At 36.7% G+C, this 13710-nt stretch carries 11 protein-coding genes; 9 read left to right on the top strand and 2 right to left on the bottom strand.

Going from position 1 to position 13710, the window contains the following annotated elements:
- The first annotated feature begins 2 nt into the window (after positions 1-2).
- The 6 genes from F960_RS00935 (at position 3) to acnA (ending at position 9120) form a co-directional block, all read left to right on the top strand.
- Positions 3-1343 carry an ATP-binding cassette domain-containing protein gene (locus tag F960_RS00935; protein WP_004854965.1) on the top strand — a complete coding sequence of 447 codons (1341 nt, stop codon included), beginning with the start codon at positions 3-5 and terminating at the stop codon, positions 1341-1343.
- 133 nt (positions 1344-1476) lie between these two features.
- Positions 1477-3066 carry a peptide chain release factor 3 gene (locus F960_RS00930; RefSeq protein ID WP_004854963.1) on the top strand — a complete coding sequence of 530 codons (1590 nt, stop codon included), beginning with the start codon at positions 1477-1479 and terminating at the stop codon, positions 3064-3066.
- Positions 3067-3198: 132 nt separating this feature from the next.
- Positions 3199-4008, top strand: coding sequence for a hypothetical protein (locus tag F960_RS00925; protein ID WP_004854961.1), 810 nt, complete (start codon positions 3199-3201; stop codon positions 4006-4008).
- 124 nt (positions 4009-4132) lie between these two features.
- Positions 4133-5131, top strand: coding sequence for an RsiV family protein (locus F960_RS00920; RefSeq protein ID WP_020846777.1), 999 nt, complete (start codon positions 4133-4135; stop codon positions 5129-5131).
- Complete coding sequence (locus F960_RS00915) at positions 5131-5955, top strand: TatD family hydrolase (RefSeq protein ID WP_004854953.1); 825 nt, start codon at positions 5131-5133, stop codon at positions 5953-5955. The genes F960_RS00920 and F960_RS00915 overlap by 1 nt, the downstream gene beginning before the upstream one ends.
- Before the next feature lie 408 nt (positions 5956-6363).
- Positions 6364-9120 (top strand): aconitate hydratase AcnA, encoded by a 2757-nt coding sequence (acnA, locus tag F960_RS00910; RefSeq protein WP_004854952.1) that lies wholly within the window; start codon positions 6364-6366, stop codon positions 9118-9120.
- A gap of 61 nt (positions 9121-9181) precedes the next feature.
- Here acnA and F960_RS00905 read toward each other — a convergent pair whose 3' ends face one another.
- Entirely contained in the window at positions 9182-9928 is a 747-nt protein-coding gene (locus tag F960_RS00905) for a DUF4261 domain-containing protein (RefSeq protein WP_004854950.1), read from the bottom strand.
- Between the two features lie 105 nt (positions 9929-10033).
- On the opposite strand from F960_RS00905, the gene F960_RS00900 reads away from it, so the two are divergent.
- From F960_RS00900 to F960_RS00890, 3 genes are all read left to right on the top strand, one after another.
- Complete coding sequence (locus F960_RS00900; RefSeq protein ID WP_004854948.1) at positions 10034-10801, top strand: tRNA threonylcarbamoyladenosine dehydratase; 768 nt, start codon at positions 10034-10036, stop codon at positions 10799-10801.
- A gap of 72 nt (positions 10802-10873) precedes the next feature.
- Complete coding sequence (locus tag F960_RS00895) at positions 10874-11980, top strand: DUF695 domain-containing protein (RefSeq protein WP_004854947.1); 1107 nt, start codon at positions 10874-10876, stop codon at positions 11978-11980.
- Between the two features lie 336 nt (positions 11981-12316).
- Positions 12317-13225 carry a LysR family transcriptional regulator gene (locus F960_RS00890; protein WP_004854945.1) on the top strand — a complete coding sequence of 303 codons (909 nt, stop codon included), beginning with the start codon at positions 12317-12319 and terminating at the stop codon, positions 13223-13225.
- Between the two features lie 53 nt (positions 13226-13278).
- On the opposite strand, the gene crcB is transcribed toward F960_RS00890, so the two are convergent.
- On the bottom strand, positions 13279-13659 hold the full coding sequence (crcB, locus tag F960_RS00885; protein WP_004854942.1) for a fluoride efflux transporter CrcB: 381 nt from the start codon (positions 13657-13659) through the stop codon (positions 13279-13281).
- Between the last annotated feature and the right edge of the window lie 51 nt (positions 13660-13710).

The raw sequence follows: 13710 nt of genomic DNA, 5'->3' as shown, positions 1-13710 counted from the left end.
TTATGTCAAAAAAAATATTTCTTTTTAAAAGTAAATACTCATTTTTATCGTTAATTTTAATATTGATTCATCAAACCTTAATCGCTTTATCTGTTGTTTTTTTAACAAGAATTATACAAAGCTTTCAAAATGGTCAAGATTTCAAGAATAATTTGATTTTATATCTTTTTTGTATGATTTTTCCATACATACCAGGTTTAATATCTTTCATATTTTTACAGAAATGGATTAATTATACTCATAGAAAGTATTTATGTTATGTTTATGGAAAAAATAATCTAACGGTAATGAATTTAAATCAAAGCGACGTAAAAGAAAAACTGGGTTCATTGATATCAAGGAACTCGTTTCAAATTATAAATTCGACGCTGTATTTTTTTCATGATTTTTTATCCTTGTTGTTAAATAGTCTTTTAAGTATTTTTATATTTTATATAATACTGCCTAGCGAAATTTTTATAGGTTATGTTTTGAGTTTTATTTTAAGTTTTATTTTAATTGTATTAACGAGGAAAATGATAGAAAAACTATACATGAATGTTGAGTTGAATATGATGGATTACGGGAGTTATTTAAATAAATTTCCTGAGAATTATGCTATTGATAATAAAATAAATAAAAACAAGTGGCTTGAAAATTCTGAAAAATTAGGAAATTTATATTATGATTCTGCATATAAGGCTCAATTTATAAAGCAAAACATAAACTTAGTGCTTGCAATGATAGCAATGATTCCAACAAGTTATTTGGTATATAGTGCTTTAATATCAGAGTCAATGCAAGCTTCTGTGATTGCAGCAATTGTTGTTAATTTAACTAGGATATATACTGTTCTTAGTTCATTAAATTCAGTTCTTAGCTCTTTTATCGAAATTCCATCTATTATGGGGCAGTTGAAAGTGTTATTTGATATGGATTTCGATAATGGTTGTAAAAATAAGGCAACAATTAAGAATATAAAAATTAATAATCATTCTTTTAACTCAAATGAGGAAAGAGTTAATTATATCTTAAAAAATAATAATGGAAGGTTTACTATTAGAGGTGAGAATGGGGCTGGGAAAACCACTTTTTTAAATAAACTCAAATATGATATCGGCGATGATGCAATATTGGTACCAACTAATCTAAATAATTTAATTTGGGATAATTCAACTGATCTTGATCATTTGTCTACAGGTCAAAAAATAAAACGGATTCTAAATATTGTTAGTAATTCTGATGAAAAATTCCTTCTTTTGGATGAATGGGATGCAAACTTAGATGTATCAAATACAGAAGAAATTAATAAAATTTTAGATGCTCTTAGTTTGAATAAAGTTATTGTTGAGATCAGGCACTAAGGTAGAACCAAAACTTATAGATGCACATAGAGTAATCATATACAATTACCCCAATTTTTATTTATTCTTCTCGCTCATTTGAGACACTTTTTATTATGTGTGCAAATGTGTGTACAAATTTAAGATTTAGCATATGTTTAAAGATGAATTAGCGGCAGAAGTTGCTCAGCGACGTACTTTTGCGATCATTTCCCACCCCGATGCTGGTAAGACCACCATGACAGAAAAACTGTTGTTGTGGGGTAAAGCGATTCAGGTTGCGGGAATGGTGAAAAGTCGTAAATCTGACCGTGCTGCAACTTCAGACTGGATGGAAATGGAAAAAGAACGTGGGATTTCGATTACCACTTCTGTAATGCAGTTTCCATTTAAAAGTCATGTCATCAACTTGCTCGATACACCGGGGCATGAAGACTTCTCGGAAGATACTTATCGTACTTTGACCGCAGTTGACTCAGCGCTTATGGTGATTGATGGTGCAAAAGGTGTCGAAGAACGAACCATCAAACTGATGGAAGTGTGTCGTATGCGCGATACACCGATTATTTCATTCGTCAACAAAATGGACCGTGAAATCCGCGAGCCTCTAGAGTTACTTGATGAAATCGAAAATGTCCTTAATATCCGCTGTGTGCCGATCACTTGGCCTTTGGGTATGGGGCGTGATTTTGCTGGTGTCTATAACATTTTAGAAAATAAACTTTATGTTTATAAAGCAGGTTTTGGATCAACCATTACAGATATTGAAATCCGTGACGGTTATGATTATCCAGATATTCGCGAAAAAGTTGGTGATCTCGCTTTTGCATCTTTTGAAGAATCATTAGAACTCGTGCAAATGGCCAATGATCCACTTGATCCTGAACAATTCTTACAAGGTAAACAAACCCCTGTACTTTTTGGTACAGCTTTGGGTAACTTTGCTGTAGATCATGTTCTTGATGCATTTATCAAATGGGCGCCAAAACCAAAAGCACATCCGACACAAGAACGTGTTGTTGAAGCTGATGAAGAAGGTTTCTCAGGCTTTGTCTTTAAAATTCAAGCCAATATGGATCCTAAACACCGTGACCGTGTTGCCTTTATGCGTATTTGCTCAGGTAAATATGAAAAAGGCTTGAAAATGAATCATGTACGTATTGGTAAAGACGTGCGCATCAGTGATGCATTGACCTTCTTGGCAGGTGAACGTGAACATCTAGAAGAAGCTTGGCCGGGTGATATCATTGGTTTACATAACCACGGTACCATTCAAATCGGGGATACATTTACATCAGGTGAAAATTTACATTTTACAGGTATTCCGCACTTTGCTCCTGAAATGTTCCGCCGTGTTCGTTTACGTGATCCATTAAAATCTAAACAGCTACAAAAAGGTTTGAAAGAGCTTTCAGAAGAAGGTGCAACTCAGGTCTTTATGCCACAAATCAGCAATGATTTGATCGTGGGTGCTGTAGGTGTCTTGCAGTTCGACGTTGTTGCTTATCGTTTGAAAGAGGAATACAAAGTCGATTGTATCTATGAGCCAGTGAGCATCAATACAGTACGTTGGATTTACTGTGACGATGAAAAAATGCTGAATGAATTCAAGAAAAAAGCACATGATCAATTGTCTATTGATGGCGGTGGTCATTTGACTTATCTTGCACCAAGTCGTGTCAATTTACAGATCATGCAAGAGCGTTGGCCTGAGATCGAGTTCCGTAACACACGTGAACATTGATTGAAATGAAAATGCTTTGAAATGTAAAAATGGCTTCAAGTTGAAGCCATTTTTGTATCAAAATAACGAAGGTCTGGTGACATTTCAAAAACTGAATTGCGTTGTCAGCTAAAAATAAATGAGGAAATCATCATGCGTCATCCAAAAAAAATGGCTTGTATTTTGTTCAGTATTTTGGCTTTGACCGCATGTGATCGAACTGATTCGAACCAGAAAAAAGATTCTCAAGTACAAAAGCCTGAAGCTAAGGCTGATGTTTTACCTTATCTCAATATTCAAGAAGAAAAAGCCAAATTTGCCATTCCATTTTGTGAAAAGAAAAATTGTCATGATATCGAGATTCAAACTGTTCAGACCGCAGATCCGTGGTTAAATGAATGGATCACTCAACATCTTGCCATCGTGGTACAAGATCAGATTGGCTCAAAGCAAGATTTGACCTTACAACAGGCGGTCAATGCATATGTCAAAAAATCAGATGCTTGGCAGGCACAATTTAGTAAAAATAAAGCTTATGCATTAAATATGACGACTAAAATAGCGTCACAGCGAAACCAATATGTGTTGCTACAAATTTCTGTAGACTCAAAGCAAGAAGGAATTACGGTCAAAGAAAGACAATATTTCTTTGTGGCTGATCGAAAGTTGAAAAAAGGCTTGAGCATCATGGATGTGCTGAATCCAACTCAGAAAAAATATTTTAATGATTTGATCCAACAAGAGTATCAAACATGGCACAAAGCACAGGGTGTTGAAACTCAAAAATTGGCAGCGAAAAGTTTAACTTGGGATCAAGCCGAATGGTTTTTTGATACTGAAGGAATCGGGCTACATTATCGAGCGAACCAAATTGCCAAAGATAGTATGCAGCTGGATATCTATTTAACAAAACAACAAACTCAAAAAATGATTAAAGCAGATGTATTTCAAAAAATGTTTTAAATTGGATATGCTTAGCCCTAAAATACACTTACAAAACACAATTGTGCCTCGCCACATTGAAGCATAAGCTTGGCTTTATAATGGTAATGATCACCTGTATATACCTTTGATTTAGGGTTGTATGATGTTAAAAATGAAAAAAACATTGTTGCTCTCTGTGCTTGCAGCAAGTGTTGCAATGACTGCTTGTCAGCCAAAAAATGCCGACAAAAAATCTGATCCCGAAAAGACACAAACGAGTGCCTCTGAAGTGCCAGATACGTCTTTGCAACTCCTTGGCAATAACGAGGAATTGGTTCTAAACATCCCTGAATGTGATGATAAAAATTGTCCTGATTTTCATGTGGAGCGTTTGAAAACCAATCAGTCCTATGTAGATGAGGCGCTTGATCAGGCGATTTTAAAACAACTCAAAACGATGCTGAGTATTTCTGAACAATATAACAAGCAAAATAAACCAGCAGATACTGATAAAAGTAAACAGCCAGATCAAGAAGTTCCAAGCAGTACAGTTATGGGGCAGACAGCTCCTGAAACACCTGCACAAATTTTGGCAAAACAGGTTCAACCTTATTTAGACAATTTTCTTAATCTTGACACCGAATTGAAAAAACTCGGGGTGAGCCACAAAATTACTTTAAATATCAATCCAAAAATCTTAAATTCGGATGGTCCATTGGTCACTGTGGTACTTAATAGCAGTAGCTATTTAGGTGGTGCACATGGCGCAACCGCTCAGCAATATTTCAATTTTGATCTCAAAAAACAAAAACAAGTAGAGCTGAAAGACATCTTAGCAGCAAATCAACATGCAGCTTTGGAAAATAAAGCACACGAAGCATTTAAAATCTGGGTCAAAGATTCAAAACTTGCTGATAATGTCGATCAATACGAACAGTCTTGGAAATTTAAACTCTCTGATAATTTCTACTTAGGACGACAAGGTTTGATTTTACAATATGCAGAATATGAAATCGGACCTTATGTAGTGGGCTTACCACGTTTGGTGATTCCTTATGAGCAATTGCAAACCATTTTGAAGAAAGAATATTTGCCTGAAATCAAAGCTCAAGAGATAAAAGCCGAAGATAGCCAAGCAAAATCAGAGCAAGCAAAACCCTAATGGCGACTTGGTCTTTGTTTGATACGCATACGCATTTTGATGTGTCCGATTTTGATCATGATCGGGAGACTTTGGCGTATCAAGCAAAGCAGGTGGGTGTAGATGCTTTGGTCTTGATTGGTTTTTTACAATCACGCTTTTCAAAGTTGAAGCAAACCCAACATTTTTTAAATGGTTTAAGCGATCAAATAGCACCAAAAAGCTACTTGGCTCCCGGTTTGCATCCATTTTATATCGAGCAACATTTAGTTGAACATTTAGATGATCTTGAACAGATTTTACGGACTGAAAAATGTGTTGCAGTAGGTGAAATTGGTTTAGATACTTTTTTTAAAGAACATAAAAACAATGCGATTTTAGAAAAACAAAAACAGTTTTTTTCTGCGCAAATTGAACTTGCCAAACAGTATGATTTACCGATTTTGTTGCATATACGAAAATCTCATGCAGATGTTCTGGCGATATTGAAACAGCATAAGTTTGAAAATGGCGGGATAGCACATGCCTTTAGTGGTGGCGTCGAAGAAGCGAAAGCCTTTGTGAAAATGGGTTTTAAGATCGGGATCACTGGGCAAATTACCAATCCAAATGCAAAAAAATTACACACAGTAGCTCAACAGTTGGGGAGCAAGCATTTGGTTCTTGAAACGGATTGTCCAGATATGACACCGTTATGTTGCCAGCTTTCCAATCAGCAACACACTCGCAATACACCAGTGAATCTGCCATTTGTATTAGAGGGTTTAGCCAACAGTTTAATGATGGAAAAAGTTGAACTTGCACATGAATTGTGGAATAACTCAATAGCCGTTCTTAAGATATAGGGTCTGTTGACATTTCATAACTGAATTGCGTTGTCGGCTAAAATTGAGCAGGCAAGGCACGAAATGCAGAGAATGGCGAGACCATTTTCAAATTTCGTAACGAAGCCTGAGATAATTTTAGCCACAATCCTGTGGAACGAGAGTATTTTTTGACGCTATTTCGTTGTAGCTTGATCATTTAGATGACTAAATTTCTCAATCTACGCCTCATATCATCTAAAAAATACTCATCGTCGCAACCAATTTGAAATGTCAGCAGACCCTAAAAATATTACTTTTTTTCACATCAAATCTTAACCAATCACAAACACTCCAAATCAAAAAATGGCATACATTGTATAAGTACTATGTACTTTTACGTTCTTTATAGCTCGAATAATCATTATGCCAAAGCCGGAGGATAAACCTATGGCAAAGTACAGTAAAATCAATAGTTTTGGTGCATTAAAAAGTCTAGATGTAGCCTCAGAACATTATCAAATTTTTAGTTTAAAAAATGCAGAAAGCCAACTTGGCGATCTCTCCAAACTGCCAAAATCTCTCAAAGTTCTACTCGAAAATTTACTGCGCTTTGAAGACAATAAAACAGTCAAAAAGGAAGACATTCAAGCCATTGTTGATTGGCAAAAAACTAAAAAATCTGACCACGAAATCCAATATCGTCCAGCCCGTGTATTGATGCAAGACTTTACTGGTGTTCCTGCTGTGGTGGATTTGGCTGCGATGCGTGCCGCTGTTGCGAAAGCAGGTGCAGATCCTGAAAAAATCAATCCTCTATCCAAAGTAGATTTGGTAATCGACCATTCGGTAATGGTGGATTATTTTGGTACAAACCAAGCATTTGATGAAAATGTAGAAATCGAAATGCAACGTAATGGTGAGCGTTATCAGTTTTTACGTTGGGGTCAGTCTGCATTTAATAACTTTAGCGTAGTGCCTCCTGGTACTGGGATTTGTCATCAGGTCAATTTGGAGTATCTAGCACAAGCGGTTTGGCTCGGAGAAAGTGAGGGGCAAACGTTTGCATTTCCAGACACATTGGTTGGAACTGACTCACATACCACCATGATCAATGGTTTGGGCGTATTGGGTTGGGGGGTCGGTGGGATTGAAGCTGAAGCAGCGATGCTCGGTCAGCCGATTTCTATGCTGATTCCAGAAGTTATTGGTTTTAAATTGACGGGTAAATTGAAAGAAGGCATTACCGCTACCGATTTAGTCTTGACCATTACCCAAATGTTACGTCAAAAAGGCGTGGTCGGTAAATTTGTAGAATTTTATGGTGATGGTTTAGCTGATCTACCTTTGGCGGATCGTGCGACGATTGCCAATATGGCACCAGAATATGGCGCAACCTGTGGTTTCTTCCCAATTGATGACATTACGCTAGGTTATATGCATCTGACTGGTCGTGATGCTGCGCGTAGTGCACTGGTTGAAGCTTATTGTAAAGAGCAAGGTTTATGGCGAAATGTAGGTGATGAACCTTTATTTACCGATACCTTGTCGTTGGATATGGCAACTGTAAATGCCAGTGTTGCAGGTCCAAAACGTCCACAAGACCGAGTTGAATTACCTGATATTCCAAAAACATTCAGTGCTTTAATGGAGCTTGATCTCAAGCCTGCTAAACAAGAGCAAGAGCGTTTAATCAATGAAGGTGGTGCTGGTGCAGCTGTAGATGCAAAGCAATCAGCATTACAAAATGAAGAACCACATTGTGTGATTGATGGAAAACGTTATCCGTTGGTTCATGGTGATGTGGTGATTTCTGCGATTACGTCTTGTACCAATACTTCAAATCCAAGTGTGATGCTGGCAGCGGGTTTACTTGCCAAAAAAGCAGTGGAAAAAGGCTTACAGCGTAAACCTTGGGTGAAAAGCTCGTTGGCTCCAGGTTCAAAAGTGGTCACAGACTATCTCAATGCTTCAGGTTTGATGCCTTATCTTGAAAAATTGGGTTATAACTTGGTGGGTTATGGATGTACCACATGTATTGGTAACTCAGGCCCATTACCTAAACCAATCGAAGATGCGATCCAGTGCTATGATCTAAATGTGGCTTCGGTCTTGTCAGGTAACCGAAACTTTGAAGGTCGTGTTCATCCCTTGGTTAAAACCAATTGGCTGGCGTCACCACCTTTGGTGATCGCTTTTGGTTTGGCAGGTTCTATCCGCAATGATATTACTCAAGAAGCTTTGGGAACGGATGCGCAAGGGAATAATGTCTATCTCAAAGACATCTGGCCTAGCCAAGCTGAGATTGATGAAGTCCTACAAAAAGTCAATACGGACATGTTCCATAAAGAATATGCTGCCGTTTTTGAAGGCGATGAAAGTTGGAAAGCGATTCAAATTCCAGATAGCCAAACCTATGAATGGGATGAGCATTCTACTTATATCCGTCATCCACCATTTTTTGAAGGCATCGATCAACCACCTCAGCCAATTCAAAATATCCAAAGTGCCCGCATTTTGGCAGTGCTCGGTGATTTGGTGACGACTGACCATATTTCTCCAGCAGGTAATATCAAAAAAGACAGTCCTGCAGGGCGTTATTTACAAGCTCAGGGCGTAGAGCAAAAAGACTTTAACTCGTATGGTTCACGCCGTGGTAATCATGAAGTGATGATGCGTGGCACTTTTGCAAATATTCGGATCAAAAATGAAATGCTCGGTGGCGAAGAGGGCGGTAATACCTTGTACGTGCCTACGGGTGAAAAAATGGCGATCTATGATGCAGCGATGAAATACCAACAAGACAATACACCGTTGGTGATCATCGCAGGTAAAGAATATGGTACAGGATCTTCACGTGACTGGGCTGCCAAAGGAACCAATTTGCTAGGTGTTAAAGCCGTGATTGCAGAAAGTTTCGAACGTATTCACCGCTCAAATTTGGTGGGTATGGGGGTCTTGCCGTTGCAGTTTGTTGATGGACAAACACGTCAAAGTCTCAATCTAACTGGACAAGAAGAAATCTCGATTTCAGGTCTTTCTGATGCGATTGAGCCACATGCAAGCCTTGAAGTGACAGTAAAACGAGCAAACGGAAGCACAGATCAATTTAAAGTGCTCTGTCGTATTGATACATTGAACGAAGTGGAATACTTTAAGGCTGGCGGAATTTTACATTATGTTTTACGCAATCTAATTGCAGCCTAAAATATATTTTCGCCACAGTTATACTCCAAGTCCCGCATTTATGCGGGGCTTTTTTTATGCTTTATGAAAATTTTAAGAGTTGTTTAAAAGAGAATGGTTTATTTAATGACCAGACCCCGAATGAGTTGAAATAAGTAGAGTCATTATCAAAAAAATCTGCTGAGTTGATTTTTGATAATTTAAATTTTTCAGCACCTTCTTCAATGGCAAAAGTATCACCAGTTTTTAATATAGGATCTTCAACTAATATATAAAGTAAAAACTGATTTAATATTGAATTTGAGTCTTGAGTATTTTTATTGATACATGCATCAGGTTTACCAAATTGATGCATACCACAAGAATATAATTTCTTTTGGTCTGAAACGTGAGGAATAAAAGCTTTAAATAAATCCATCAGCTGTGTGGCTGAAAATTCAAGCCATTGTTTTTTAGAATGGCTAATTCCTGCAGTTTCAATTTTAATCGCTAAGCCACCTGCTCTTAATAAGGCTTGTCCAACTAAAAGTGCATTTTGTACGGCTTTGAAATTTCCACCATCGCATATGATATAAATTACCATATTATGTTGATCAATTTCGTCAAGTTCAGTATCAGAAAATCGACCTAAACTTAATTGGCGAAATGCGCTACTAACTTTATCATTATGAGATTCTTCTTCAATTTCAGCAAAAAAATCGAACGCTAAGGCTTTAATAATTTTTCCTGCAAAAATATAGTCAGTTTTATTGATGATTGTATGAAGCAATTCTTCATGGGTTTTCCAGATTCCTGGAATACATAAAATAATTTGTTGATTGTCTTGCATAGTTTTAACTTTTATTCAGAAGCAAAATGTACTTTTTAAAATTTAACATTTTTTTGAGATATTTTTGCTAAAATACCTGCCGATTTATTTAAATTATGAAAGCCAATGACTGATCTCCAAAATGATGAATATGAACGCCGTTTTGCTGGCGTAGCAAAAATTTATGGAGATGATAATTTTCAACACTTTGAAAAAAGTCATGTGATGGTGATCGGCATCGGTGGTGTGGGCTCATGGGCTGTTGAGGCTTTGGCTAGAACAGGAATTGGTGAGCTTACACTGGTTGATATGGACTCAGTAGCGGCTTCAAATATCAATCGGCAACTTCCCGCAATGAGTTCGACACTTGGTTTTGAAAAAATTGAAGTCATGGCAGAGCGTTGTCGCTTGATTAATCCTCGAATCAAAATCAATTTGGTCGATGACTACTTAAGCCCTGAAAATGTCAAAGAACTACTTGAAAATGCACCTGATCTTATCTTGGACTGTATCGACGATGTCAAAGCAAAATTGGCTTTGATGCTGCATTGCCGATTTAACAAAATCCCACTGATTGTTTCAGGTGGGGCGGGTGGCAAACTAGATCCATTGAAAATACGTGTCGCAGACCTATCCAAAACAGAACAAGATCCAATGCTTGCTAAACTTCGAGCACAATTGCGCGCCAAAGGAATTTGTAAAAAACCAAAAGAAAAATTTGGCATTACCTGTGTTTATTCGATTGATAATCCATTTTCAAATGCAGACGTTTGTGCCAGTGCAGGACTACGCTGTGGGGGATATGGTTCAGCTGTTGTCGTCACTTCGAGTTTTGCGATGGTGGCAGTTGCAGAAGTGTTGAAAAAATTGGAAATGTTAAAAGCAAAGAGATGATCTTTGCTTTATTTGCTATTTTTAAATAATTAAAATATGCTGTTTGTGTTTGAATAATTAGAATATTTTGCCATGAGCTTTTTTAAGAAACTATTTTCCAATAAAGAAACAACGCAAACAGAGACAGATTGTTATGGGGCTTTCTGGATTTGGTTTGAACAACATCAACAAAAATTTCATGACATCGTTCGTGAAAATAATCGTGAAAAGTTTAGCGAGTTTTTATTTAATCCACTTAGAAAAGAACTTGATCAAGTGCATCAAGGTATTTTCTATTTAGCAGGAATGTTAGATCAAGATACTGCAGAAATTGTGTTTACACCTGATGGTGTAGTGCCCAATATTGTATTTATTGAGGAGCTTGTTGCTGCAGCACCCGAGATTGCAGGTTGGAAATTTACCGCGCTAAAGCCTGAAATGGATATTAATCAATTATATTTAGAAATGCATGGTTATGATTTTAATAAAGAAAACCTATCCTTTTATCTAAATGATGATGAAGCTTATCCGGATGAGATTGATTTAGTCATGGTACATGATGAGTATCAAGCTGAAATGCACAATCCATTTACTGAGGCTGTGTATATTTATCTAGATAATTATTTGGGTGAATATAATGCGATTATGCATATTGATCATGTGACAGTATGTTCAAAACAAGATGCTGAAAAAGAGTTAATGCCAATAGATAAATTAAAGAATATTTTAACTTTAAAAAATAGTGAAATTTCACGTTTAAACAGCATTCAATATGATCATATTGACAGTGATGAATACAGTATTTTGGAAGGGCAGACTGATGATGATCAGCCGCTCAGTGTTATGCTAAATAGTTCAATTTTAGAATGGGAGCATAAAGCTTCACATCCGTGGATGTTTGTTATGGACTTCACATATCAAGGTCAAGATTATCAGGGTATGCCTTCTGAACAAGACTATGACGCTCTAGAACAAATAGACCAAGAACTGTATGAACAACTCATTGATAAAGACGGTTATCTATTTCTTGGGCGAGAGACTGGGGGAAATAAACGAACATTCTATTATGCATGTAAAGATTTTAGAAAACCGTCAAAACTTGCAGCTGAAATTTCATCTAAATATAAAGATCAATTTGAGATCGAAACCAATATTTTAAAAGATAAATACTGGCATACGATGGGTAAGTTTGGGCTGTAAAATTTGGTGCTTAGATAAAGATTTGAATGGTCTAAGGTTGATTGTTCAAATCTTGCTAAGTTTTTGATGCTTGGTTTAAGCCAATGAAATCGCAAAATCACTAATCCTGTGGCATTTCAAACTTTTGATCGACATTATGGGATGTATTACCTTGCATTAACTGATCATAAGCACTAAAAAGTAAAACCATAAAAATAATCATTATAAAAATAAAGAGTTGCCTGCTAAAACTCATCGTACCATTCCACACATTGCTTCGATAAAATCAGTCTAGCGTTTGTTTTTGATCTAATCTAATATAGAAAAAAGCATCATTAATCTAATTTTGAGATGATAATGACCATACTCAAACAATTTAATTACTTTATAAAAATAGTTGAAGAAGGCAGTTTTATCGCGGCTTCAGAGAAATTATTTATTGCGCAATCTGCTTTGAGCCGACAAATTAAACTTCTTGAAGAGGAAATTAATTTCGAACTTTTTGATCGCAATGAAAAGCGGGCAAGCTTGACTAAAGCAGGTCGGGTTTTTTATCGGAAAATAAAAAATAATATCCAAAATCTTGATCAGATTATAGAAAGTTCAAGGAGTGTCGCCAATGGGGATGATTTTACGATTAAAATTGCCCACTCCAGTAGTATCGTGATTGATCAACATAAAATTGCGGCATTGATGCAGATCACTGAACAATTAAATGTGAAATTTGATATCAATACTTTTTCTTCGGAGTCACAGGCGGGTGCGATTTTACGTGGCGAAATTGATATGGGGCTGATTCGCTTGCCGATGTCGCAAGCCGTGGATGAGTTAAAAGTTTTTCCTTTATATCAACAAGATTTGTATGTGGCGATACATGCTGAACACCCTTTGTGCCAAACACAGCAAGTAATTGAAATAAAACAGTTAAAAGACGAAGCTTTTGTATCTACGCCACATCGAGAAAGAAGTATTTTAAATCAGTTAGTCAGAAATCTTTGTTTAGCAGCGGGCTTTGTACCAAAACAGGCACGGATTCAGTCGAGAAAAGTAGCACAATTACAACTGGTTGCGGCTAAACTTGGCGTCTGTATCGTTCCTGCGGAGTTCTCGACTATCGTTCCTGATCAAATCAAATTGTTGCCACTTAAAGAGAAAGGTTTTGATTCTGAAGTGGTCTTGGCGATCAAGATTGATGCCGAAGATAAGATCCAACAAGCGGCGATATTGCTTAAAGATATTTTGGGTACAGTGCCAATTTCACCTTAAAAATCTCATTTATTTAAAATAATTTTCAAATAAATTCAGATTGTTTCAAAGATTTAATGTGAGCTGATCCATTGGTAGCTGTATATACCGATGATGGTACAAATCAATGAGCCGATCAGGTGGATTGCGATGAGAGCCACAGCATAACTGAATTTTTGTTGTTGCAATAACGCGATTACTTCGGCTGAAAATGTCGAAAATGTTGTGAGTGCACCACAAAAGCCAGTGATCACAAAAAGTTTGTAGTTGGGGCTTAAAGCGCTATTGGCAAAAAATGAAATCGCAAATCCAATGATAAAGCCACCAATTAAATTGACTAAAATGGTGCCAAGCGGAAAATGTGTGAGTTGATTATTGAATTTTAAACTAAAAAACCAACGTAACCATGCGCCTAGAACGGAACCTGCTGCGATCGAAAAAAGAGAATAAAACATTGTTCACTAACCTCGTTTTTGATGGATAGGAGAACAAATAATGAAACGATC

Origin of the sequence: Acinetobacter gerneri DSM 14967 = CIP 107464 = MTCC 9824, from assembly GCF_000368565.1 — a bacterium.
GTDB classification, from domain to species: Bacteria; Pseudomonadota; Gammaproteobacteria; order Pseudomonadales; family Moraxellaceae; genus Acinetobacter; species Acinetobacter gerneri.
The sequence above is the reverse complement of the archived record's forward strand: the minus strand, read 5'-3'. Positions and strand labels throughout refer to the sequence as shown.